At 69.9% G+C, this 23,395-nt stretch carries 17 protein-coding genes; 16 read left to right on the forward strand and 1 reads right to left on the reverse strand.

Annotated features, from left to right (window positions below; translation table 11 throughout):
* The 12 genes from EDF50_RS10765 (at position 1) to csrA (ending at position 11,162) form a co-directional block, all read left to right on the forward strand.
* The gene (locus EDF50_RS10765) at positions 1-837 is read left to right on the forward strand and encodes a motility protein A (RefSeq protein WP_123519559.1); all 837 of its coding nucleotides are present in this window, start codon (positions 1-3) and stop codon (positions 835-837) included.
* On the forward strand, positions 834-1,880 hold the full coding sequence (locus EDF50_RS10770; protein WP_199738732.1) for a flagellar motor protein MotB: 1,047 nt from the start codon (positions 834-836) through the stop codon (positions 1,878-1,880). Before EDF50_RS10765 ends, EDF50_RS10770 begins: the two co-directional genes overlap by 4 nt.
* A 108-nt stretch (positions 1,881-1,988) precedes the next feature.
* Positions 1,989-2,936 (forward strand): flagellar motor switch protein FliM, encoded by a 948-nt coding sequence (locus EDF50_RS10780; protein ID WP_123519560.1) that lies wholly within the window; start codon positions 1,989-1,991, stop codon positions 2,934-2,936.
* Positions 2,933-3,658, forward strand: coding sequence for a flagellar motor switch protein FliN (fliN, locus tag EDF50_RS10785; protein ID WP_123519561.1), 726 nt, complete (start codon positions 2,933-2,935; stop codon positions 3,656-3,658). Before EDF50_RS10780 ends, fliN begins: the two co-directional genes overlap by 4 nt.
* 2 nt (positions 3,659-3,660) lie before the next feature.
* Complete coding sequence (locus EDF50_RS10790; RefSeq protein WP_158612691.1) at positions 3,661-4,257, forward strand: flagellar biosynthetic protein FliO; 597 nt, start codon at positions 3,661-3,663, stop codon at positions 4,255-4,257.
* Positions 4,254-5,300: a flagellar type III secretion system pore protein FliP gene (gene fliP / locus EDF50_RS10795; protein WP_370453994.1), complete on the forward strand. Its 1,047-nt coding sequence runs from the start codon at positions 4,254-4,256 to the stop codon at positions 5,298-5,300. The genes EDF50_RS10790 and fliP overlap by 4 nt, the downstream gene beginning before the upstream one ends.
* Positions 5,300-5,575 (forward strand): flagellar biosynthesis protein FliQ, encoded by a 276-nt coding sequence (gene fliQ / locus EDF50_RS10800; protein ID WP_123519563.1) that lies wholly within the window; start codon positions 5,300-5,302, stop codon positions 5,573-5,575. Before fliP ends, fliQ begins: the two co-directional genes overlap by 1 nt.
* 8 nt (positions 5,576-5,583) lie before the next feature.
* On the forward strand, positions 5,584-6,336 hold the full coding sequence (locus EDF50_RS10805; RefSeq protein WP_255410080.1) for a flagellar biosynthetic protein FliR: 753 nt from the start codon (positions 5,584-5,586) through the stop codon (positions 6,334-6,336).
* 1 nt (position 6,337) lies between these two features.
* A complete protein-coding gene (locus tag EDF50_RS10810; protein ID WP_123519564.1) occupies positions 6,338-7,603 on the forward strand; it encodes a flagellar biosynthesis protein FlhB in 1,266 nt (421 codons plus the stop codon).
* On the forward strand, positions 7,600-9,651 hold the full coding sequence (locus EDF50_RS10815; protein ID WP_123519565.1) for a flagellar biosynthesis protein FlhA: 2,052 nt from the start codon (positions 7,600-7,602) through the stop codon (positions 9,649-9,651). Before EDF50_RS10810 ends, EDF50_RS10815 begins: the two co-directional genes overlap by 4 nt.
* A 1-nt stretch (position 9,652) precedes the next feature.
* Positions 9,653-10,855 carry a hypothetical protein gene (locus EDF50_RS10820; RefSeq protein WP_123519566.1) on the forward strand — a complete coding sequence of 401 codons (1,203 nt, stop codon included), beginning with the start codon at positions 9,653-9,655 and terminating at the stop codon, positions 10,853-10,855.
* A gap of 58 nt (positions 10,856-10,913) precedes the next feature.
* Positions 10,914-11,162: a carbon storage regulator CsrA gene (gene csrA, locus EDF50_RS10825; protein ID WP_043596512.1), complete on the forward strand. Its 249-nt coding sequence runs from the start codon at positions 10,914-10,916 to the stop codon at positions 11,160-11,162.
* A gap of 201 nt (positions 11,163-11,363) precedes the next feature.
* On the opposite strand, the gene EDF50_RS10830 is transcribed toward csrA, so the two are convergent.
* Entirely contained in the window at positions 11,364-12,221 is an 858-nt protein-coding gene (locus EDF50_RS10830) for a spermidine synthase (RefSeq protein ID WP_123519567.1), read from the reverse strand.
* 320 nt (positions 12,222-12,541) lie between these two features.
* Between EDF50_RS10830 and rpoB the strand changes: the two genes are divergently transcribed.
* From rpoB to EDF50_RS10850, 4 genes are all read left to right on the forward strand, one after another.
* On the forward strand, positions 12,542-16,033 hold the full coding sequence (gene rpoB, locus EDF50_RS10835; protein ID WP_123519568.1) for a DNA-directed RNA polymerase subunit beta: 3,492 nt from the start codon (positions 12,542-12,544) through the stop codon (positions 16,031-16,033).
* Between the two features lie 49 nt (positions 16,034-16,082).
* The gene (locus tag EDF50_RS10840) at positions 16,083-19,964 is read left to right on the forward strand and encodes a DNA-directed RNA polymerase subunit beta' (RefSeq protein WP_123519569.1); all 3,882 of its coding nucleotides are present in this window, start codon (positions 16,083-16,085) and stop codon (positions 19,962-19,964) included.
* Positions 19,965-20,353: 389 nt separating this feature from the next.
* Complete coding sequence (locus EDF50_RS10845) at positions 20,354-21,532, forward strand: GNAT family N-acetyltransferase (RefSeq protein ID WP_158612692.1); 1,179 nt, start codon at positions 20,354-20,356, stop codon at positions 21,530-21,532.
* Positions 21,533-21,715: 183 nt separating this feature from the next.
* Complete coding sequence (locus EDF50_RS10850) at positions 21,716-23,377, forward strand: GspE/PulE family protein (RefSeq protein ID WP_123519571.1); 1,662 nt, start codon at positions 21,716-21,718, stop codon at positions 23,375-23,377.
* Positions 23,378-23,395: the final 18 nt, after the last annotated feature.

Consider the following 23,395-nt stretch of genomic DNA (forward strand, 5'->3'; position numbering starts at 1 on the left):
GTGGATCCCGCGACGATCATCGGCATCGTCCTCGCGCTGGGTGCCCTCTTCGGCATGATCCAGCTCGAGGGCGTCAGCATCGCCGGTCTGCTGCTACCCGCGCCGATCATCCTGGTCTTCGGCGCCACGATCGGCGTCGGCATCGCCGGGACGACGATCAAGGACGCGATCCTCAGCTTCAAGAAGATCTCGCGCGCCTTCACCGGCAAGGTCGTCCCCCCGCAGTCGGTCATCGACGGCGTCGTCTCGCTCGCCGAGAAGGCCCGCAGCGAAGGCCTGCTCTCGCTCGAGCAGGAGGCCGAGAAGCTCGACGACCCCTTCATGAAAGGCGCGCTGCAGAACATCGCCGACGGCACCGACGGTGAGGAGCTGCGCATCCTGCTCGAGGACGAGATGGAGTCCCGCCTCGCCGCCGACCGCACGGCCAGCAAGTTCTTCATGAGCCTCGGCGGGTACGCCCCGACGGTCGGCATCGTGGGCACGGTCGTCAGCCTCACCCACGTCCTCGAGAACCTCGCCGAGCCCGACGAGCTGGGTCACATGATCGCCGCGGCCTTCGTCGCGACCCTGTGGGGCCTGCTGACGGCCAACTTCCTCTGGCTGCCGCTCGGCGCGCGCCTGAAGAAGCTCGCCGACCTCGACGAGCTGCGCATGACGCTGCTGATGGAGGGGGTGCTGGCCGTCCAGGCGGGAAGCCAGCCGCGCCTCCTCGGCGAACGCCTCAAGGCCATGGTGCCGACGCACGCGCTCGAGGGCGGCGACGGGAAGGGCGGCAAGGGCGGCAAGGCGAAGGTCGGTGCCGGGAAGGGCGGCGACGACCAGGGGCTGGCCGCATGAGCGGGGCACGTGGCGGACGCAAGAAGAAGGGGCACGCCGAGGACGAGCACCCCGACGAGCGCTGGATGGCCTCGTACATGGACATGATCACCGTGCTGATGTGCATGTTCATCGTGCTGTTCGCCATGTCGAACGTCGACCAGGACAAGTACATCGCCTTGCGCAACTCGCTCGCGACCGGCTTCGGTCAGACCGACGTCGGCAAGGTCGACACGGCCTCCGGCACCGTCGTCAACGCCTCCGACGTCACAGCCGAGGGCAAGGGCTACTCGTCGGGCGACGAGACCGACATGAGCAAAGCCGCCGCCTCGGGCGAGGCCCAGACCGCCGAGCAGGCCGCTGCCGCCATGGTCGCGGCTCAGGGCGAGCTCGACGACCTCAGCGCGATCAAGGCGGCCATCGCCGCGAACCTCGAGGGTTCGGGGCTCAGCGCCGACGTCCAGTTCTCGGTCGACGCGCGCGGCCTCACCGTCCGCCTGATCGGGTCCGAGACCTTCTTCGGCACGAACAGCGCCGACCTCAGCGGCACCGCCGTCGCCGTGATGAACGCGATCGGGCCGGTCCTGAAGACCGCGGGTCACGACGTCTCGGTCGAGGGGCACGCCGACCAACGCAGCTCGACCGCCCCCTACGCCACCAACTGGGAGCTCTCGTCGGCGCGCGCCACCCAGGTGTTGCGCGACCTGGTCGAGCGGGGCGGTGTGGGCGCCGACCACATCCAGTCGGTCGGATTCGGCTCCTCGCGTCCGCTCAGCGCGGGCTCGACCGACGCCGACCTCGCCTCGAACCGGCGCGTCGACATCGTCGTCCTGTCGAACCAGTCCGACGCCGTGAGCGCGCTGCTGCCACAGCTCGAGCAGGCGGCGGCGGCCGCGGGAGGCGCGGTGACCGACGGTCGCAACCCCACCGTCCAGCCGGCGGCCGACACCTCGACCACGGCCGAGTCGGGCGGCACGTCGAAGGCGGGCAGCGCGACCGAGACCACGACCGAGAAGAAGAGCGAGAAGAAGAGCGAGAAGAAGGAGGAGTCCTCGGGTCACTGACCTCCGACGGGCGACCCCGGTCGGGAAGCACGGCGACGGCAACCCAGTCCGGGGGGTACGGACGATCCTGGGCTAACGCTCAGGTGGGGCGGGCCGATAGCTCCGTCCGTGACACTCCTCGACGCCCCGACGGGCAGCACCGCACCGACCACGACGGTCGGCTCGTCGGCGCGCCCGCAGAAGGCCGTCGAGGTCTACGATTTCCGGCGTCCGACGACCCTCGCCCGTGAGCACTCGCGCGTCCTCGAGCTGGCCTTCGACACCTTCGCGCGCCAGTGGGGGACGCAGCTCACCGCCAAGGTCCGGGTGCTCTCGCAGGTCACCTGCGACCAGGTGCAGATGCTGACCTACGACGAGTACGCCTCGTCCCTGCCGCCGACCACCGCCATGGTGCTCTGCACGCTCGAGGGCGTCTCGGCGAAGGCCGTCATCCAGTTCCCGTCGTCGGCCGCGCTCACCTGGGTCAGCCACATGCTCGGCGCGGTCAAGCCCACCACGCTGCCCGAGCGCACCTTCACGCCCATCGAGCAGGCCCTCGTGCGCCGCCTGATGGACGACGCCCTCGACGACCTGCGCTACTCGTTCGGCACGATGCTCGCCGACCCGATCAGCGTCGGCGGGTTCCAGTACAACTCGCAGTTCGCCCAGGCCGCGCAGAAGTCCGACCTGATGATCGTGGCCTCGTTCGAGATCCGCGTGGGGGAGCTCGTGGCGCCGGGCACCGTCGCGATCCCGGCCGACGTCCTGCTGTCGCAGCTCGGCGAGTCCAACCCGACGATCGACGCCGCCGACGCGCGTGATCTGCTCGGCGCCCAGCTGGCCTCCGTGCCCGTCGGCGTCTCGCTGACCTTCGCCCCCGCCGCGGTGCTGCCGAGCGTCGTGCTCGGGCTGGCCGTCGGCGATCTGCTGCCGCTGCCGCACCCGCAGCACCGCCCGCTCGAGATCAGCGTCGACGGCCAGCCCGTCGGTCGCGCCGCCGTCGGGGCCGCGGGCTCGCGTCTGGCCGGCATCGTCGTCTCCACCTCCCTGACCGGCACCGAAGAAGGAACCTCATGACCGGCACGACCATCACCCTGCACACCGCGGCGGCCGAGGCGCTGGTCGCCCAGCTGCCGACGCCCACGCCGCTGCGTGCCGTGGCCGTCGACCCGGCCTCCGCCCACGGGCTCCGCGCCGCGGGCTCGTCCGTCGTCGTCACGTCGTTCGTCGGGTCCGTCTCGGCCGACACCGCGGTCCTGCTGGCCGACATGGACCAGCTCGCCGCCGCCGCGGGCACGGACAACCCGATGGTCTCGGTCTCCGACGTCCTGCGTCCCGCGCTCGAGGCCGCGAGCGGCGTGCTCGGCACGGGCGTGCTCGGCGAGAGCCGTCGCGAGTCGGCCGACGCCCTGCTGGCCGACCCCGAGACGGTCGTCTTCGAGCTGACGGCCGCGGGCCAGCCCGCCGGCTGGTTCGCCCTGCGCCTCCGCGAGGGCGGCACGATCGGCGGCTCGTCGCCGGTCGCCCCGACCACGGGAGCGGTGTCGACGGGCAACCTCGGTCGCATCAACAACGTCGAGATGGCCCTGACGGTCGAGATCGGCCGCACGCGCATGTCGGTCCGCGACGTCCTCGGCCTCGAGCCCGGTGCCGTCATCGAGCTCGACCGCTCGGCCGGTGCCCCCGCCGACGTACTGCTCAACGGTCGCCTGATCGCGCACGGCGAGGTCGTCGTCGTCGACCAGGACTACGCCGTCCGCATCACCAAGATCCTCGACGTCGCCGACGGCATCGCCTGATCGTGGACACCGTCGTCGTCGGCCTGCGGGTCGTCCTCTCGTTGGGCGTCGTCCTCGCCCTGCTCTGGGTGCTGCAGAAGCGCCTGGTGAAGGGCGGTCGCGCGGGCACCCGCGCCACGTCGCAGGTCTCGGTCGTCGCCCGTCAGGGCGTCGGCGCGAAGGCGAGCGTCGTCGTGGTCGACGTCGAGGGCGAGCGTCTCGTGCTCGGCGTCACCGAGTCGTCGGTGACCGTGCTGGCCGCCGCCGACCGTCCGGTCGACGCCGGCGCCCTCACGCTGGTCCCCGACCCCACGGGTGCCGAGGCCGAGCCGGCGGCGCAGGAGGCGCGGGTCACCCCGATCGCGCCCGTCGCGTTCGCGTCCGTCCTGTCCGCCGAGAGCGCCTCGGCCCGCGACGAGCTGCCCGCCCGCCCGGTCGACGCGACCCCCGTCGAGATGCTGCGTCCCCGCGGTGCCGCCCGTCGGGCCGCCGTCTCGCGTCCGCGTGACCTCGACGCGCGTCGTCGTGGCCGCGCCGTGAGGTCGCTCGAGGGCTCGATCCTGGCCCCCGACACCTGGCGCCAGGCCGCCGCGGCCCTGCGCAGCGGACGAGCCGGATGACCGGCCGCCGGTCGTCCGCGTCCCCGACCCGCCCCTCCTTCTCGTCCGCCCTGCGCAGGCTCGTCCGTCCCACGCTGCGCGACGGCCTGCACGGCGCCCCCCTCGGCCGCTCGGTGGTCGGCGTCGCCCCCGTGCGGTTCGCCGACACGCGCTTCGCCCGGGCCGTCGTCGTCACCCTGCTCGCGCTCGTCGTGGCGTCGGCGCTCGTCATGCTGATCGGTCAGCAGGCGAACGCCGCCCCGGTGGCGCCGACGGCGCCCACCGCTCCCACGGCCCCGGCCACGGACGGCGACGGCACCGAGGGCACCACCGGCACGACGCCCACCGACTTCACCGACACCGGCCAGACGACGTCGGACGGTACCGGCTCGGGTGGGTTGAACATCGACATCAACGGCCCCGACGGAGCGCCCAGCCAGGCCGTCGTCACGCTGATCGGCATCACGCTGCTGAGCGTCGCGCCCGCACTGCTGCTGATGATGACGTCGTTCACGAAGATCTTCGTGGTGCTCGCGATGACGCGCAACGCGCTCGCGCTGCCCTCGATCCCGCCGAACCAGGTGCTCGCAGGGCTGGCCCTGTTCCTGAGCCTGTTCATCATGGCTCCGATCCTGACCCACATCAACACGGACGCCGTGCAGCCCTACCTCGACGGCCGTCTCGACCTGCAGGGCGCGATCGACGCGGGCATCGCTCCGCTGCGCGAGTTCATGCTCGCCCACACCCGTGAAGAGGACCTCGCGTTGATGACCCGGTCGGCGAACCAGCCGAACCCTGCCAGCCAGGCCGACGTGCCCATGCTGACGCTCATCCCGTCGTTCATGATCAGCGAGCTGCGCGCCGCGTTCATCATCGGCTTCGTCATCTTCATCCCCTTCCTCGTCATCGACCTCGTCGTCAGCGCCGCCCTCATGTCGATGGGCATGATGATGCTGCCGCCGGTGATGATCTCGCTGCCCTTCAAGATCTTGTTGTTCGTGCTCGTCGACGGCTGGGGCCTCATCATCAAGAGCCTCATCGAGAGTTACCAGGTGGGTGCCTGATGGATTCCAACGCCGTCCTCGACCTCTCGATGCAGGCCCTGATCATCACGGGCAAGCTCGCCGCGCCCGTGCTGATCACCTCGCTCGTCGTCGGCTTCGCGATCTCGCTGCTGCAGTCGATCACCCAGATCCAGGAGGTCACCCTCTCGTTCGTGCCGAAGGCCGTCGCCGTCGGCATCGCCCTCGTCGTCACCGGCCACTGGATGATCAGCGAGATGGTGTCGTTCACGACCATGGTGTTCGACCGCATCCCCCAGCTGCTCAGCGGCGGGTAGGGGCGACCGTGTCGTTCGACCTGAGCTGGCTCGAGGCCACCCTGCTCGCCGCCGTCCGCATGACCGCGTTCCTCGTGATCGCGCCTCCGTTCTCGTACCGGGCCTTCCCGGCACGGGTCAAGGCCATGCTCGGCATCGGGCTGGCGCTCGCCGTCGCGCCGCGGGTCGCGCCCGGCTACGTGTCGCTCGAGACGGGCCCGTTCGTCATGGCGCTGGTGCTCGAGATCGTCGTCGGCGCCGTGCTCGGGTTCCTCGTCTTCGTCGCCTTCGCCGCCGTGCAGGCGGCCGGCAGCCTCATCGACCTCTTCGGCGGCTTCACGCTCGCGCAGGCCTTCGACCCGCAGTCGATGGTCAACGGCGCGCAGTTCACCCGGCTGTTCCAGATGACCGCGCTCGCGCTGATGTTCGCCACGGGCGGCTACCAGCTGATCATCGGCGGGCTCACGCGTTCCTTCGACGCCGTGCCGCTCGGCCTCGGCATGGACCTCACCCGCCCGGTCGAGTTGCTGACCACGGGCGTCAGCCAGCTCTTCCTCTCGACGATCCAGATCGCCGGGCCGCTCTGCGTCGTCCTGTTCCTCGCCGACGTCGGCCTGGGCCTACTCTCGCGGGTCGCGCCGGCGCTCAACGCCTACGCGATGGGCTTCCCGCTCAAGATCCTCATGACGGTCATGCTGGCCGGCGGCGTGTTCCTCGCGCTGCCGGGGGTCGTGGCCTCGCTGACCGGCGACGCCGCCGACATGCTGCTGGGGGTGGGCTGACATGGCGGACGACTCCGGCGAGCGCTCCGAGGCCGCGACCGACAAGCGGATGAAAGAGGTCCACTCGAAGGGCCAGCTGTCGCGGTCGCAGGACCTCAGCGCCTGGGTGGGCGTCGGCGCCGCCGCCGTGATGATCCCGTCGACCATCGAGCGCGCCTCCTCCGCGGGCGTCGACCAGATGTTCTCGATCCGTCAGGCCATCACGCACCCCGACTCGGCGACCGTCGTGACCGAGCTCATGCAGGGCGCGGGAACGATGGGGGCGACGATCGGGCCGATGCTCGCCGTCGTCGGCGCCGCCGTGCTCGCGACCGCCATCGTGCAGGGCGGCGTCCACATCAAGCGCATGACCGGCAACTACGAGCAGTTCAACCTGCTCAACGGCCTGAAGAACACCTTCGGCACACAGGCGCTGTGGAACGGCGTGAAGGCCCTGATCAAGACGACGGTCGTCGGCCTCGTGCTCTGGTTCGCGATCCAGGGCCTGATGCCCGTGCTCACGAGCGGCGGCGGGCTCAGTGTCTCGGCCGTGCTCGAGGAGGCCAAGGCCGGCACCGGCATCCTCATCAAGGCGGCCATCGCCGCGGGGCTGCTGCTCGCCTTCGCCGACGTCTTCGTCGTCATGCGTCGCAACCGCAAGAAGACGCGCATGACCAAGAAAGAGGTCAAGGACGAGAGCAAGTCGAGCGACGGCGACCCGCTGGTCAAGTCGCAGCGTCGTTCCCGTCAGCTCGCGATGAGCCGCAACCGCATGATCGGGGCCATCGCCGACGCCGACGTCGTCATGGTCAACCCGACCGACTACGCGGTCGCGGTGAGGTACGAGCCCGGCAAGTCGGCACCGCGCGTCGTCGCGAAGGGCGCCGGCACGGTCGCCGCCCGCATCCGTGAGCAGGCCACGGCCGACGGCGTCCCGCTCGTCGTCGACGTGCCCCTGACCCGCGCCCTGCACGCCGCCTGCGGCCTCGGCGACGAGATCCCCGTCGACCTCTACACGCCGGTCGCCCGCGTGCTCACCTTCGTCATGGCGCTGAAGGCCCGCGGCACCCTGAAGGGCACGCACACGCCGCCCCGCGTCACCACGGCCGACGAGGTGGCGGGCGTCCTCGCCCCCGAGTCGCTCGAGGCCGACGCCGTCCCCCGCCGCCTCCGCATCGCCCGCGAGGTCGCGACCGCCGCGACGGCCGCGGGCTCCCCGTCCTCGCGCACCGCGCCTCCTGCGCCCTCCCGCTCCGTCCGTCCCGCCACCTCTGGAGGCACCCGATGAAGTCCACCCTGCCCAAGCTCGCCGTCCCGGTCGGCATCGTCGGCATCGTGCTGCTGCTCGTCGTACCGGTGCCCGCGCCGCTGCTCGACGTGCTGATCATCCTCAACATCCTGTTGGCCCTGGTGATCCTGCTGACGACGCTGTTCGTCAAGAAGCCCCTCGACTTCTCGGTGTTCCCGTCGCTGCTGCTCGTCGCCACGCTGTTCCGCCTCGGGCTCAACGTGGCGTCGACGCGCCTCGTGCTCGGCGACGGTTACGCGGGCGACGTCATCGCGGCCTTCGGGCACGTGGCGGTGAGCGGCTCGATCATCATCGGTTCGGTGATCTTCCTGATCCTCGTGGTGATCCAGTTCGTGGTCGTCACGAAGGGTGCCGAGCGCGTCGCCGAGGTGGGCGCACGGTTCACCCTCGACGCCATGCCCGGCAAGCAGATGGCGATCGACGCCGACCTCAACGCGGGCCTGATCACCGACGAGGTCGCCAAGCAGCGTCGCGCCGACGTCAGCGCCGAGGCCGACTTCTACGGTGCCATGGACGGTGCGTCGAAGTTCGTCAAGGGCGACGCGATCGCCGGCATCATCATCATCATCATCAACCTGGTCGGCGGCATCGCCATCGGGGCCCTGCAGAACGGCATGGCCATCGGCGACGCCCTCTCGCACTACGGGCTGCTGACGATCGGCGACGGCCTGACCACGCAGATCCCCGCACTGCTGATGGCCGTCTCGACCGGCATGATCGTCACCCGCTCGGGCGCCGACACCGAGATGGGCGCGCAGGCCGCGTCGCAGCTCGGGCAGTCGCGCATCGCGCTCGCCGTGGCCGGAACCGCCGCCATCGGCATGGGCTTCATCCCCGGCATGCCCATCGTGGCGTTCCTGCTGATCGGCGGGGCGCTGCTGATCGTCGCCTACCGGCTCGGCGTGGCCGCCAAGGCCGAGGAGGCGCGCGCGGCCCTCGCGGAGCAGCAGGCGGCGGTCGTCGCCCCCACCGACACGACCGACGACCTGCTCGAGCAGATGCGGGTGCACGCGCTCGAGATCCTGCTCGCGCCCGACCTCGTCGACATGGTCGGGGGAGCGTCGGACGACCTGCTCGGCCGGGTCAAGGCGCTGCGCCGCAAGATCGCCGTCGACCTCGGCATCGTCGTGCCGCCCGTCCGCACCCGCGACAGCGTCGACCTGCCCCCGGCCACCTACTCGATCCGCATCGCGGGCGTCGAGGCCGGTCGCGGTCAGGCCCCGGCCCGTTCGGTGCTCGCCCTCGGCGACGCGCTCGACGGTCTGCCCGGCACCGCCACGGTCGAGCCGGTCTTCGGCCTCGCCGGCAAGTGGGTGCCCGCCGAGATGCGGCACAGCGCCGAGATGACCGGCGCCACCGTGATCGACCGCGTCTCGGTGCTGGTGACGCACCTCTCGTCGATCATCGCCGACAACGCCGCCCGCCTGCTCACCCGCGAGGACGTCCGCGTGCTGACCGAGGGCGTCAAGCAGGTCAACGCGCCGGCCGTCGACGACCTCGTGCCCAGCATGCTGTCGCTCGCCGAGCTGCAGCGCGTCCTGCAGGGCCTGCTCTCCGAGCGCATCCCGATCAACGACCTCGCGCGGATCTGCGAGGGGCTGACGCTGCGGGCGAAGGTGTCCACCGACCCGGAGGGACTCGTCGAGGCGGCCCGCGCCTCCTTGGGGCCCGCGCTCACGGCGCAGTACCTCGACGGCCGGGTGCTGCGGGTCATCATGATCGACCCGACCCTCGAGCAGTCGATGCTCGAGGGGCTGCGGCCGAGCGACCAGGGCACGCAGATCCTGCTCGACGGGCACCGGGTCGAGCAGGTGCTCGGGTCGTTGCGCGAGGCCGTGCAGTCGGTCGAGGCGCAGGGGCTCAGCGCGGTGCTGGTCTGCGCCCCCGCGTTGCGACCGGCCATCCACCGGCTGGTGTCGGCGCAGCAGAACGGCCTGCCGGTGCTGTCGTACCAGGAGGCCACCGCCGCCGGGTCGACCATCGAGACCGTCGGCGTCGTGCGCGCCGCCGACTCGATCGTGGCCTGACATGGCGACCACGATCGTCATGACCGGCGAGTCGCTCGACGGGCTGCGCCGCGAGGTGCGGGCGACCCACGGCGCCTCGGCGCGCATCGTCGCGGCCCAGAGGGTGACCGTCGGGGGAGTCGCCGGCTTCTTCGCCCGCAAGCACTACGAGGTCACGGTCGAGGTGCCCGAAGCGGGCGTCGACCTGCCCGTCGCACGCGTGAGCATCACGACGCCGGTGCCCGCGGAACGCGCGGGGATCGCGGCCTTGCTGGCGTCGGCGGACGAGGCCGAGGACGCGCTGCAGGCGGGAGCTCCGGCGCCCCGGGCCGCCTGGTCGGCGTCGATGGCCCCGGGTGCCGTGGCCTCGTCGAGCGCCCCGGTGCGGGACGGGTTCGACGACGTGCTGACCGGCTCGGCCACGCCCGCGAGCCCGCGCCGGGCCGCCCGGGCCGCGGCGGCCGCCGCGTCGACCGCGGGCGGGGCCTCGGCCACGACGTCGACGGCAGGAGGCGCGGTGCCGGTCCCGGCCGCCGCCGACGTCTCGACGCGCACCGACGCCTTCGCATCGATCATGGACGACCTCACCTTCAACGGGATCGCGCCCGCCGCCGGTGCCGCCGGCCTCGGGGCCGGAGCCGCGGGCGCGGGCGCGGGCCCCACGGCCCTCGCCGACGGTGACGCCGCCGACCCCGACGCGCCGCGCGGGGCCGCTCCCCGTCGCACGGCCGCCTCGCTCGCGGCCGCCGCCGACGCCCTCGCCGCGCAGGCCCGGGCCGTGGCCTCCCCGGGTGTGCCGCCCGCGCCCGACGTGTCGCGCGGGGCAGGCGACCTCGTCGTGGTGGTCGGTCGCCCCGGCGACGCCTTCCGCGTGGCAGCCCAGATGGCGTCGACGTTCGGGCTGCGCTCGGTCGACGTGTCCGATCGCCGCAGCGGCATCCTGGCCCGGGCCACCGGCGTGCACGAGAACTCCGCCGTGGTGACCGCCCTGGCCTGGGACGCCGCGGCGCCCGCCGCTCTCGAGGCGATCGCCGCCGACCAGGTCTGGGTCGCGGTCGACGTCGGTCGCAAGCACGACGACACCGCCCGCTGGGTCGAGTCCGTCCGGGCGGTGACGCCCGTGGCCGCGGCCGCGGTGGTCGGCGAGGACGACACGGCGACCCCGGGCACGGTGCATCTGCTCGGCGTGCCGGTGGGCTGGCGCGAAGGTGGCGCGACCCGCTGAGCCGCGCCTCCTGCCTGTCGTCGTGACCGGACCGCCCCACGCTCAGTAAGCTGGCCCGATGCTGGTGCTGACACGCAAGGTCGGAGAACGCATCGTGATCGGCGACGACATCGTCATCACGGTGCTCGACTCCCGTGGCGACGGCGTGCGCATCGGCATCGACGCTCCGCGGGGGGTCAAGATCCAGCGCGAAGAGGTCATCAAGGCCGTCACCGAGGCGAACGTCGAGGCGGCGAAGGCACCCGACGACGCCGAGGCACGCCTGCGCGCCGCCCTCGGTGCCCCCGCTCCCCGCGCCGACCAGTAGCCCCGCACTCGTCGCTCGGCCCCACCGCGGTCGGGCTGCCGCGCCGCGCCGCCGCGCCGCGCCGCGGCGCCACGAAATGGACACTTCGCCACGTTTTGTCGTGGCGTCGTGCCCATGACGTGGCGGGATGCGGCGAACAGGATGTGGCGTGCGGCGGTCGCCCCGCGGTCCCGCCCCGCGGTCCCGCCCGACGCGTCCCGGTCAGCGCGCGCCGAACACGCTCCGCGACGGTTCGGGCGAGGGCACGGCCGTGGCGTCGGTGACCACGGGCGCCCCCGCGACGAAGTCGCGCAGCTCGCGGCCGTGGACGACCTTGGCCGGCAGCGGGTCCGACGAGTAGAGCCGCGGCATGCGATCGGTCGGCAGCGGCGACGGCGAGCCGATCAGCACGACGTTGCCGAAGCGCCGGCCCTTGAGCGTGGCGGGGTCGGCGACCGCCACCACGTGCTCGAAGACGGTGGCGAGCGTCGACGCCTGCCCCCGGGCGAAGGCCAACCCCGCACCGTCGGCCGAGTTGACGATCAGCATGCCGCTCGGCGACAGGAACTCGGCCGCCGCCGTGTAGAACTCGAGCGAGGTCACGTGCGCGGGGATCTGCGAGCCGCCGAAGACGTCGACGATCAGCAGGTCGACCGTGCCGCGCAGCCCGGCGGGCAACTTCACCATGACCTCGCGGGCATCGCCGTAGCGCACCCGGATCGAGGCCCCGCGCGGCAGCGGCAACGTCTCGCGGACCAGGGCCACGAGGTCGGATTCGAGCTCGATCACCTGCTGGCGCGAGCCCGGCCTGGTGGCCTCGACGTAGCGGGGCAGGGTGAGGGCGCCGGCGCCGAGGTGAAGGGCCGTGACCGGGCCCTCGGGCAGCAGGTCGACGGCGTGCCCGATGCGCCGGACGTACTCGAACGCCAGGTGCGTCGGATCGTCGAGGTCGACGTGCGATTGCGGTGTGCCGTCGACGACGAGCGTGTACGAACCGGGGCGGTGCCGGTCCTCGTCCACGCGGGCGAGGCCCGCCCCGATCGAGATCTCGACGGGCGGTTCGTCGTGCTGTGCGGCCATGCCTCCAGCCTCCCATCCCGGGGACGAGGAGGCGCGCGCGGCCCCCCATCCCGTGGAATGCCTGTGCATGCGCCCGGGTTATACCGAAGCTCGAGCGAAAGGTCAACGACAGGGCTTGCCAGGCGTGTCCGGGGCGACCTAGTATGGACCTTTGCGCTCCCCGTGCGTCCTGTCGTCATATTGCGGTCGACAACGTCTCGAGACACCCACCCCCGAATATGACGGCGGGGTGGATGGTGTCCGCCGGGTAGGGCCGTTCACTCACTCACCACATACTGTCCGACAGTGATGACCCGACGGGGTCCACGGAGGTTACTTCCTTGGCTGCTGCGAACAACGCATCCACCAACTCACCCAAGAACGGTCGCAACGCATCGCGGCTCTCGTTCGCCAAGATCACCGACACGCTGACGGTCCCCGACCTGCTGGCGCTGCAGACCGAGAGCTTCGACTGGCTCGTCGGCAACGACATCTGGAAGGACCGCCTCGCCGAGGCGACCGAGCAGGGTCGCACCGACCTGGCCCTCCACTCGGGCCTGGAAGAGATCTTCGAAGAGATCTCGCCGATCGAAGACCTCGGCGAGACCATGCAGCTCTCGTTCACGGCTCCCGAGCTCGAAGAGCCCAAGTACACGATCGACGAGTGCAAAGAGCGTGGCAAGACCTACGCCGCGCCGCTCTACGTGAACGCCGAGTTCATGAACCACCTGACCGGTGAGATCAAGACCCAGACGGTCTTCATGGGCGACTTCCCGCTCATGACCGAGCGGGGCACGTTCATCATCAACGGCACCGAGCGTGTCGTCGTCTCGCAGCTCGTCCGCAGCCCGGGCGTCTACTTCGAGCGCGCCTCCGACAAGACCAGCGACAAGGACATCTACTCGGCTCGGGTCATCCCGAGCCGTGGTGCCTGGCTCGAGTTCGAGATCGACAAGCGCGACCAGGTCGGCGTCCGCATCGACCGCAAGCGCAAGCAGAGCGTGACCGTCTTCCTCAAGGCCCTCGGCCTCACGAGCGAAGAGATCATGGAGGAGTTCAAGGGCTTCGCCTCGATCGAGGCCACCCTCGAGAAGGACGCCATCCTCACCAAAGAAGAGGCGCTCAAGGACATCTACCGCAAGCTGCGTCCGGGCGAGCAGGTCGCTGCCGAGGCCGCGCGTGCGCTCCTCGACAACTTCTACTTCAACCACAAGCGCTACGACCTGGCCAAGGTGGGTCGCTACAAGATCAACCGCAAGCTCGGCATCGACGCCCCCCTGGGCGACTCGGTCCTGACCGTCGACGACATCGTCGCCACGATCAAGTACCTCGTGTCGCTGCACGCCGAAGAGAAGTCGATGAACGGCACGCGCGACGGCGAGCCCGTCCAGCTGCGTCTCGACGTCGACGACATCGACCACTTCGGCAACCGTCGCATCCGTGCGGTCGGCGAGCTGATCCAGAACCAGGTCCGCACCGGTCTGTCGCGCATGGAGCGCGTCGTTCGTGAGCGCATGACCACCCAAGACATCGAGGCGATCACGCCGCAGACCCTGATCAACGTGCGCCCCGTCGTCGCCGCGATCAAGGAGTTCTTCGGCACCTCGCAGCTGTCGCAGTTCATGGACCAGAACAACCCGCTCTCGGGCCTGACGCACAAGCGTCGTCTGAGCGCGCTCGGCCCCGGCGGTCTGTCGCGTGAGCGCGCCGGCGTCGAGGTCCGCGACGTCCACCCCTCGCACTACGGCCGCATGTGCCCGATCGAGACCCCTGAAGGCCCGAACATCGGTCTGATCGGTTCGCTCGCGTCCTTCGCGCGCATCAACTCGTTCGGCTTCATCGAGACGCCCTACCGTCGCGTGGACAAGGGCAACGTCACCACGACGATCGACTACCTCACCGCCTCCGAAGAGGACGACTACGTCGTCGCGCAGGCGAACGCCCCCCTCGACGACAAGTTCGACTTCGTCGACGACAAGGTGCTCGTCCGCAAGAAGGGCGGCGAGGTCGAGCTCGTCGACAAGGCCGAGGTCGACTACATGGACGTCTCGCCGCGCCAGATGGTGTCGGTGGCCACGTCGCTGATCCCGTTCCTCGAGCACGACGACGCGAACCGTGCCCTCATGGGTGCCAACATGCAGCGTCAGGCCGTCCCGCTCGTCCGCAGCGAGAGCCCGCTCGTCGGCACCGGCATGGAGGGCTACACCGCGATCGACGCCGGTGACGTCGTCACCGCCGACGCCGCGGGTGTCGTCTCCGAGGTGTCGGCCGACGTCGTCACCGTCCAGCTCGACGACGGCGGCACGCAGGACTACTACCTGCGCAAGTTCGACCGCTCCAACCAGGGCGCCAGCTACAACCACCGCGTGATCGTCGACGCCGGCCAGCGCGTCGAGGTCGGCGAGGTCATCGCCGACGGTCCCGCGACCGAGAACGGCGAGCTCGCGCTCGGCAAGAACCTGCTCGTCGCGTTCATGCCGTGGGAGGGCTACAACTACGAGGACGCGATGATCCTGTCGCAGAACCTCGTGAAGGACGACACGCTCTCGTCGATCCACATCGAAGAGTACGAAGTCGACGCCCGCGACACGAAGCTCGGCAAGGAAGAGATCACCCGTGATCTCCCCAACGTCAGCCCCGACCTGCTGGCCGACCTCGACGAGCGCGGCATCATCCGCATCGGTGCCGAGGTGCGTCCCGGTGACATCCTCGTCGGCAAGGTCACGCCCAAGGGCGAGACCGAGCTGAGCGCCGAGGAGCGCCTGCTGCGCGCCATCTTCAACGAGAAGAGCCGCGAGGTCCGCGACACGTCCCTGAAGGTGCCTCACGGCGAGCAGGGAACAGTCATCGGCGTCAAGGTCTTCGACTCGCAAGACGGAGACGACGAGCTCGGCTCGGGCGTCAACCAGCGCGTCGTCGTGTTCATCGCCCAGAAGCGCAAGATCACCGCGGGCGACAAGCTCGCCGGTCGCCACGGCAACAAGGGCGTCATCTCGACGATCCTGCCCGTCGAGGACATGCCCTTCCTCGCGGACGGCACCCCCGTCGACATCATCCTCAACCCGCTCGGCGTGCCCGGCCGCATGAACTTCGGCCAGGTGCTCGAGATCCACCTCGGGTGGATCGCCGCGCAGGGCTGGAACGTCGAGGGCATCCAGGAGTGGGCGAAGAACCTTCCCGAAGAGGCGCTCAGCGCCGCTCCGGGCACGAAGGTCGCCACCCCGGTGTTCGACGGCGCCGCCGAGCGCGAGATCGAGGGTCTGCTCGACTCGACCCTGCCGACCCGTGACGGTGAGCGTCTGATCGGTTCGTCCGGTAAGGCGCGTCTGTTCGACGGTCGTTCGGGTGAGCCGTTCCCCAACCCGATCTCGGTCGGCTACATGTACATCCTGAAGCTGCACCACCTCGTCGACGACAAGATCCACGCACGCTCGACGGGCCCGTACTCGATGATCACGCAGCAGCCGCTGGGTGGTAAGGCGCAGTTCGGTGGCCAGCGCTTCGGCGAGATGGAGGTCTGGGCCCTCGAGGCCTACGGCGCCGCGTACGCGCTGCAAGAGCTCCTCACCATCAAGTCGGACGACATCCTCGGCCGCGTGAAGGTGTACGAAGCCATCGTCAAGGGCGAGAACATCCAGGAGCCCGGCATCCCCGAGAGCTTCAAGGTCCTCATCAAAGAGATGCAGTCGCTCTGCCTGAACGTCGAGGTCCTCTCGGCGGACGGCCAGACGGTCAGCCTGCGCGACACGGACGACGAGGTCTTCCGTGCCGCCGAAGAGCTCGGCATCAACATCTCCTCCCGCTTCGAATCGTCGAACGTCGACGAGATCTAAGCCCCCTTCCCACAACGACACGTCGATACATCTGACAAGGGATTAAATTTTGATCGAAGCAACAACTTTCGATGAGCTGCGGATCGGCCTCGCCACTGCCGAGAACATCCGCGCCTGGTCGCACGGTGAGGTCAAGAAGCCGGAGACCATCAACTACCGCACGCTGAAGCCCGAGAAGGACGGTCTCTTCGGAGAACAGATCTTCGGGCCCTCGCGTGACTGGGAGTGCGCGTGCGGCAAGTACAAGCGCGTCCGCTTCAAGGGCATCGTCTGCGAGCGCTGCGGCGTCGAGGTCACGAAGTCGTCCGTGCGTCGTGAGCGCATGGGCCACATCGAGCTCGCCGCTCCCGTCACGCACATCTGGTACTTCAAGGGCGTCCCCTCGCGCTTGGGCTACCTGCTCGACATGGCCCCGAAAGACCTCGAGAAGGTCATCTACTTCGCGGCCTACATGGTCATCTCGATCGACGAAGAGGGTCGTCACGCCGACATGCCCGGGCTCGAGAACGAGCTCCGTCTCGAGATCAAGCAGCTCGAGTCGCAGCGCGACACGCGCATCGCCGACCGCCTGAAGAAGCTCGAGGACGACCTGGCCGTCCTCGAAGAAGAAGGCGCGAAGAGCGACCAGAAGCGTCGTGCGAAAGACGGCGCCGAGAAAGAGATGTCGCAGACGCGCAAGTCGTTCGACGAGGACATCAACCGCCTCGAGCGCGTGTGGGAGGACTTCCGCAGCCTCAAGGTCGGCGACCTCAAACCCGAGGACGCCGTCTTCCACGAGCTGCAGGACCGTTTCGGAATCTACTTCGAGGCCCACATGGGCGCCGAGGCGATCAAGAAGCGCCTCGAGGGCTTCGACCTCACCACCGAGGCCGAGAACCTGCACCTGCAGATCTCCGAGGGCAAGGGTCAGAAGAAGATCCGCGCCATCAAGCGCCTGCGCGTCGTCAGCTCGTTCCTGGCCACCGGCAACTCGCCGGCCGCCATGGTCCTCGACGTCGTCCCGGTCATCCCGCCCGAGCTGCGCCCGATGGTGCAGCTCGACGGTGGCCGCTTCGCGACCAGCGACCTGAACGACCTCTACCGTCGCGTGATCAACCGCAACAACCGCCTCCGTCGCCTGCTCGACCTCGGTGCCCCCGAGATCATCGTGAACAACGAGAAGCGCATGCTGCAAGAGGCCGTCGACGCCCTGTTCGACAACGGTCGTCGTGGTCGCCCCGTCACCGGTACCGGCAACCGTGCCCTGAAGTCCCTGAGCGACATGCTCAAGGGAAAGCAGGGTCGCTTCCGCCAGAACCTGCTCGGCAAGCGCGTCGACTACTCGGGTCGTTCGGTCATCATCGTCGGCCCGACGCTGAAGCTGCACCAGTGCGGTCTGCCCAAGCAGATGGCCCTCGAACTGTTCAAGCCGTTCGTCATCAAGCGCCTGATCGACCTGAGCCACGCTCAGAACATCAAGTCGGCGAAGCGCATGGTCGAGCGTTCGCGCCCGCAGGTCTGGGACGTCCTCGAAGAGATCATCCGCGAGCGCCCCGTGCTGCTGAACCGTGCACCCACCCTGCACCGTCTCGGCATCCAGGCGTTCGAGCCCCAGCTGGTCGAGGGCAAGGCCATCCAGCTGCACCCGCTCGTCTGCGCGGCGTTCAACGCCGACTTCGACGGTGACCAGATGGCCGTGCACCTGCCGCTGTCCGTCGAGGCCCAGGCCGAGGCGCGCATCCTGATGCTCGCGTCGAACAACATCCTGAAGCCGTCCGACGGTCGTCCGGTGACCCTGCCCGCACAGGACATGATCATCGGTCTGCACTACCTGACGACGGTCACCGAAGGCGCCGAGGGCGAAGGCCGTGCCTTCTCGTCGGTCGCCGAGGCGATCCTCGCGAAGGACCAGGGCTCGCTCGACCTCAACGCGATGGTCAAGATCCGCATGAACGGCGTGCACTTCGCCGAGGGCGAGGCTCCCGAGGGCTACGAGGTCGGGCAGGACATCCTGCTCGAGACGACCCTCGGTCGTGCGCTCTTCAACGAGAACCTGCCGGCGGACTACCCGTTCGTGCAGCAGGTGACCGACAAGGGCATGCTCTCGACGATCGTCAACGACCTCGCCGAGCGCTACCCGAAGGTCGCCGTCGCGGCAGCCCTCGACAACATCAAGGACGCCGGCTTCTACTGGGCCTCGCGTTCGGGTGTCACCGTGGCGCTGTCCGACGTGCTCACGCCGCCGCGCAAGCCCGAGATCGTCGCGGGTTACGAGAAGCAGGCCGCGGCGGTGCAGTCCGAGTTCGACAAGGGCCTCATCTCCGACGCCGAGCGTCGTGCCGACCTGATCAAGATCTGGACGGAGGCCACGAACGAGGTCGCCGCCGAGATGCGGGCCAACTTCCCGATCGACAACACCATCAACCGCATGGTGACGTCGGGTGCTCGAGGTAACTGGCTGCAGGTGCGCAACATCGCCGGCATGCGAGGCCTGGTGAACAACCCGAAGGGTGACATCATCCCCCGCCCGATCATCTCGTCGTACCGCGAGGGTCTGTCGGTGGCCGAGTACTTCATCGCGACGCACGGTGCCCGCAAGGGTCTGGCCGACACGGCCCTCCGTACGGCCGACTCGGGGTACCTGACCCGTCGTCTCGTCGACGTGTCGCAGGACGTCATCATCCGTGAGGACGACTGCGGCACCTCGCGCGGCCTCGAGATGCCGATCGCCGCACCCGACGCCAACGGCGTCATGGTGCGCGACGCGACCGTCGAGAACACCGTGTTCGCACGGTCGCTCGCGGCTGCCGCGGTCGACGCCAAGGGCACGGTGCTGGCCGAGGCCGGCGCCGACGTCGGAGACGTGCTGATCGACGAGCTCGTGGCGGCCGGTGTCGAGACCATCAAGGTCCGTTCCGTCCTCACCTGCGAGGCCGCCGTCGGTGTCTGCGCCCAGTGCTACGGCCGTTCGTTGGCCACCGGCAACCTGGTCGACATCGGTGAGGCCGTCGGCATCATCGCGGCCCAGTCGATCGGTGAGCCCGGCACGCAGCTGACCATGCGTACCTTCCACACCGGTGGTTCGGCCTCGGCCGACGACATCACGCAGGGTCTGCCCCGCGTGACCGAGCTGTTCGAGGCGCGTACCCCCAAGGGTGCGTCCCCGATCGCCGACTCGGCCGGTCGCATCACGATCGAGGACACCGACAAGGCTCGCCGCGTCATCCTGCAGCCCGACAACGGCGACGAAGAAGTGATCTACCCGGTGCTCAAGCGTTCGACCCTCCTCGTCGAGGACGGTCAGCACGTCGAGCTCGGCGAGCAGATCATCGCCGGTGCGGTCGACCCGAAAGAGGTCCTGCGGGTCAAGGGCGTCCGTGCGGTGCAGCAGCACCTCGTGGGCGGCGTCCAGGACGTCTACCGCTCGCAGGGTGTGCCGATCCACGACAAGCACATCGAGGTCATCGTCCGTCAGATGCTCCGCAAGGTCACGGTCGTCGACCACGCCGACACCGACCTCCTCCCCGGAGAGCTCGTCGACCGGTCGAAGTACAACGAGATCAACCGTGCGGCACTGACCGAGGGCAAGCGGACCGCGTCCGCTCGTCAAGAGGTCATGGGCATCACGAAGGCCTCGCTGGCGACCGAGTCGTGGCTGTCGGCCGCGTCCTTCCAAGAGACGACCCGCGTCCTGACGCAGGCGGCCATGGAAGGCAAGAGCGACCCGCTGGTCGGTCTGAAAGAGAACGTCATCATCGGAAAGCTCATCCCCGCGGGCACCGGCCTGTCGCGTTACCGCGACGTGTCGGTCGAGGCGACGGAAGAGGCGAAGGCCGAGCGGTACCCCAACCGCGTCTTCACCGACGATGCGTCGTTCAACGAAGCCGACCTGAGCTTCGTGGACTTCGACTCGTTCTCGTCGGACGACTTCACGCCCGGCACCTACAACTGAGCGACTGACGGAGGCGCGGCGAGGGGCTGACCCGCACCGCGCCTCCTGAAGGCCTCGCCTCGAAGGGCCCTGATCCGCACATCGTGCGGACCGGGGCCCTTCGTCGTCCCCCGCCCCGTCCCTGTGTGCACTTCGCGACCAGTCAGGCCTCGGCGGGGCGTTCGGAGCCGAGATGGGCGGCGTGTCGGGGCCGAGCTGTCGGGAATTGCACGTCTTCCGGTGAAGGTCAGGTCGGGATCGGCGCGTGGGAGCGGGGGGAGGCGCGGCACGGGGGGAGGCGCGGCATGCGAGAGGTGCGGGGTGCGGGGAGGAGGCGCGGCGCGAGATGCCGCCGCTGTTCCCCCGCCGGGCTGAGGCGGCGGCGGGAGCCGACCCGGCAGGATGGACGGATGCCTGACGACCAGCCCGCCGAGCCCGCCACCACGACCTCCGTCGCCGGAGGCTCCACGGTCGGAGCACCGGCCACCCCGTCCCCAGCCGTCGCGCCTCGGGGCGAGGCCGCCGAGGGGGTCAGCATCGGCAGCGCCGATCGTCCCGTGCGCGACCGGGTGGCGGGGTCCGGCGTGCCGACGTCGCCCGAGCCCGTCGCAGATGTCTCCTGGCGGCCGCTCACGCTCGACGACCTCGAGCCACTGCGCGCCCTCTGCGTACGTGTCGGTGCCGTCGACCACCCCGATCGCGGTCGTTCGCTCGCAGCGGTGCGCGACGACCTCACCGCTCCCGGCATCGATCTCGAGCGCGACAGCACGGTCGCCGTCGACCGCGAGGGGCGATTCGTCGCCTGGGGGCTCAGCCACCTCAGGCCGACCCGGGTCAGCATGGTCTGGGTCGACGTGACCGGCGGGGTCGACCCGGCCAGGCGAGGCGAGGGCATCGGCCGTCGACTGCTCACGTGGCAGCGCGCCCGCGGAGAACAGCAGCTCGCCACCTGCGACGAGCGGCTGCCCGCCGGCCTCGGGACGGACGTCGAGGAGGACGCCACCGCCTCGCGTGCGCTCTTCCGTCGGGCGGGGTTCGACGAGGCGCGCTGGTGGTCCGAGCTGCGTCGCGAACTCGCGGAACCGATCCGTGACGTCCCGCTCGACCCGGCCGCCCGCCTGGTCACGATGACCGACGAGTGGGTCGAGCCTGCCCGGCACGCGCGGAACGACGCCTTCCGTGACCACTGGGGCAGTCAGCCGACGAGCGAAGACCGCTGGGGCCGGATGGTCGGCGCCGGGACCTTCCGGCGTGACCTCTCGATGCTGGCCGTGGCCCGGCCGCTCGACGACCCGGACGGCGCCGAGCAGGTCGTCGCGTTCGTGCTCAGCGATGTCGACCACGAGGACTGGGCCGCTCTCGGACGGCGCTCCGCCTACGTCGAGTACGTCGGTGTGCGTCGATCGTGGCGTGGACGGCACCTCGCCCAGTCCCTGCTGGCGTCGACCCTGAGCGCTCACGCCGCCGACGGCCTCGAGGTGACCGTGCTCGACGTCGACTCGACGAGCCCGACCGGTGCCCGGGGCCTGTACGAGCGGGCCGGGTTCGTGGCGGCGAGGCGGTCCGCGACGGTCCTCCGGGCCTATTGAGGGCGAGCGGGGGTCGCTCCGCGACGGGATGCCGGCCGTCGCACCCCTTCGAGGGGCACCCGCTCTGGGACGTGCCGCCGACGGCATGACGGCCTTAGCGTGAGGCAAGCTCGGTCCCGACCCCGAGTGTCGAACGGCCTCGTCGTCCTACCCCCGAGGCCCTGTACTTCCGAGGAGGTACGCGTGGCTTCCATGACCGAGATCCTGATCTTGCACGGGCTGTTGCCGATCGAGCAGCTCGACGTGATCCCGCGCGGCCCCGCCGAGGAGGAGGCGTCGATCCGCGACCTGCTGTCGCGAGGGGTCGTCACCGAGATGCAGGTGGCCCGGGCCCGGGCGACCGCCGCCGACCTCGACTTCGTCGAGCTGATCGACTACCCGGTCGACCGCTCGGCCGTGACCATGGTGCCCGCAGCCGTGTGCCGCCGACACAAGGTTCTGCCCATCGGCGTGCGCGACGGTGCGCTCATCCTCGCCATGGAGGACCCGGGCGACGTCTTCGCCATCGACGACGTCCGTGCCGGCCTGCGGATGGGTGTCGACCCCGTCGTCGCGGAGAAGAACGACCTGCGCGCCGCGATCGACCGCTACCTGCGTGCCGACGACGAGCTCAACGACCTGACGTCGACCCTCGAAGAGGAGAAGTCGCACGAGACGACGGCCGACATCACGGACGGTCCCGACGACGACGTCCCGATCGTCCGGTTCGTCAACCTTCTCGTCAGCCAGGCGATCACCGACCACGCCTCCGACATCCACATCGAGCCGTCCGAGACCGACGTCCGCATCCGCTACCGCATCGACGGTGTGCTGCACGAGATGCAGCCGGCACCGAAGGCGATCCAGAACGGCGTCATCTCGCGCCTCAAGATCATGAGCGAGATCGACATCGCCGAGCGCCGCAAGCCGCAGGACGGTCGCATGTCGGTGCGCCACGGCGGCCGCCAGATCGACCTGCGGGTGGCGACGCTGCCGACGGTGTGGGGCGAGAAGGTCGTCATGCGCATCCTCGACAACTCGAACACCTCGATGAGCCTGCGCGACCTCAACCTGCTCGAGCGCAACTTCGACGTCTACGCCGAGTCGTACTCGAAGCCCTACGGCATGATCCTCGTCACCGGCCCCACGGGTTCGGGCAAGTCGACGACGCTGTACACGACGCTCAACGCCGTCGCCCGTCCCGAGATCAACGTCATCACGGTCGAGGACCCGGTCGAGTACCGCATGAAGGGCATCAACCAGGTGCAGGTCAACCCCAAGGCGGGTCTGACCTTCGCGAGCGCACTGCGCAGCATCCTGCGCTCCGACCCCGACGTCGTGCTGCTCGGCGAGATCCGCGACCACGAGACGGCACAGATCGCGATCGAGGCGTCGCTGACCGGCCACCTCGTGCTCAGCACGCTGCACACGAACGACGCCCCGAGCGCGATCACCCGGCTCACCGAGATGGGCATCGAGCCGTTCCTCGTCGGGTCGGCCATCGACTGCGTCGTCGCCCAGCGACTCGCGCGCCGGCTCTGCGACCGGTGCAAGACGCCCACGGCGTACTCGCCCTTGCAATTGGCGCACCTGAAGTTCCGGGTCGAGCCCGACGAGAACCCCACGGTGTACCAGCCGGTGGGCTGCCAGCAGTGCTCGAACACGGGCTACCGCGGACGCATCGCGCTGCACGAGGTGATGAGCGTCTCCGAGGACATCGAGCGGCTCGCCGTCGCCCGCGCGTCGAGCGCCGAGATCGGTCGGGTCGCCCGCGAGCAGGGCATGTTGAGCCTGCGCCAGGACGGGTGGGAGAAGGCCAAGCTCGGCCTCACCAGCGTCGAAGAGATCCTGCGGGTCGTCGCGTGACGCCCGCCTCCGGCCGCG

Source organism: Frigoribacterium sp. PhB24, assembly GCF_003755185.1.
GTDB lineage: Bacteria > Actinomycetota > Actinomycetes > Actinomycetales > Microbacteriaceae > Frigoribacterium.

Coding starts and splice junctions, on each gene's coding strand:
- fliN (WP_123519561.1), top strand. CDS start 2,933: ATGACCGGCACGACCATCACCCTGCACACCGCGGCGGCCGAGGCGCTG.
- EDF50_RS10815 (WP_123519565.1), top strand. CDS start 7,600: ATGAAGTCCACCCTGCCCAAGCTCGCCGTCCCGGTCGGCATCGTCGGC.
- EDF50_RS10770 (WP_199738732.1), top strand. CDS start 834: ATGAGCGGGGCACGTGGCGGACGCAAGAAGAAGGGGCACGCCGAGGAC.
- EDF50_RS10810 (WP_123519564.1), top strand. CDS start 6,338: ATGGCGGACGACTCCGGCGAGCGCTCCGAGGCCGCGACCGACAAGCGG.
- csrA (WP_043596512.1), top strand. CDS start 10,914: ATGCTGGTGCTGACACGCAAGGTCGGAGAACGCATCGTGATCGGCGAC.
- EDF50_RS10820 (WP_123519566.1), top strand. CDS start 9,653: ATGGCGACCACGATCGTCATGACCGGCGAGTCGCTCGACGGGCTGCGC.
- EDF50_RS10830 (WP_123519567.1), bottom strand. CDS start 12,221: ATGGCCGCACAGCACGACGAACCGCCCGTCGAGATCTCGATCGGGGCG.
- fliP (WP_370453994.1), top strand. CDS start 4,254: ATGACCGGCCGCCGGTCGTCCGCGTCCCCGACCCGCCCCTCCTTCTCG.
- EDF50_RS10845 (WP_158612692.1), top strand. CDS start 20,354: ATGCCTGACGACCAGCCCGCCGAGCCCGCCACCACGACCTCCGTCGCC.
- fliQ (WP_123519563.1), top strand. CDS start 5,300: ATGGATTCCAACGCCGTCCTCGACCTCTCGATGCAGGCCCTGATCATC.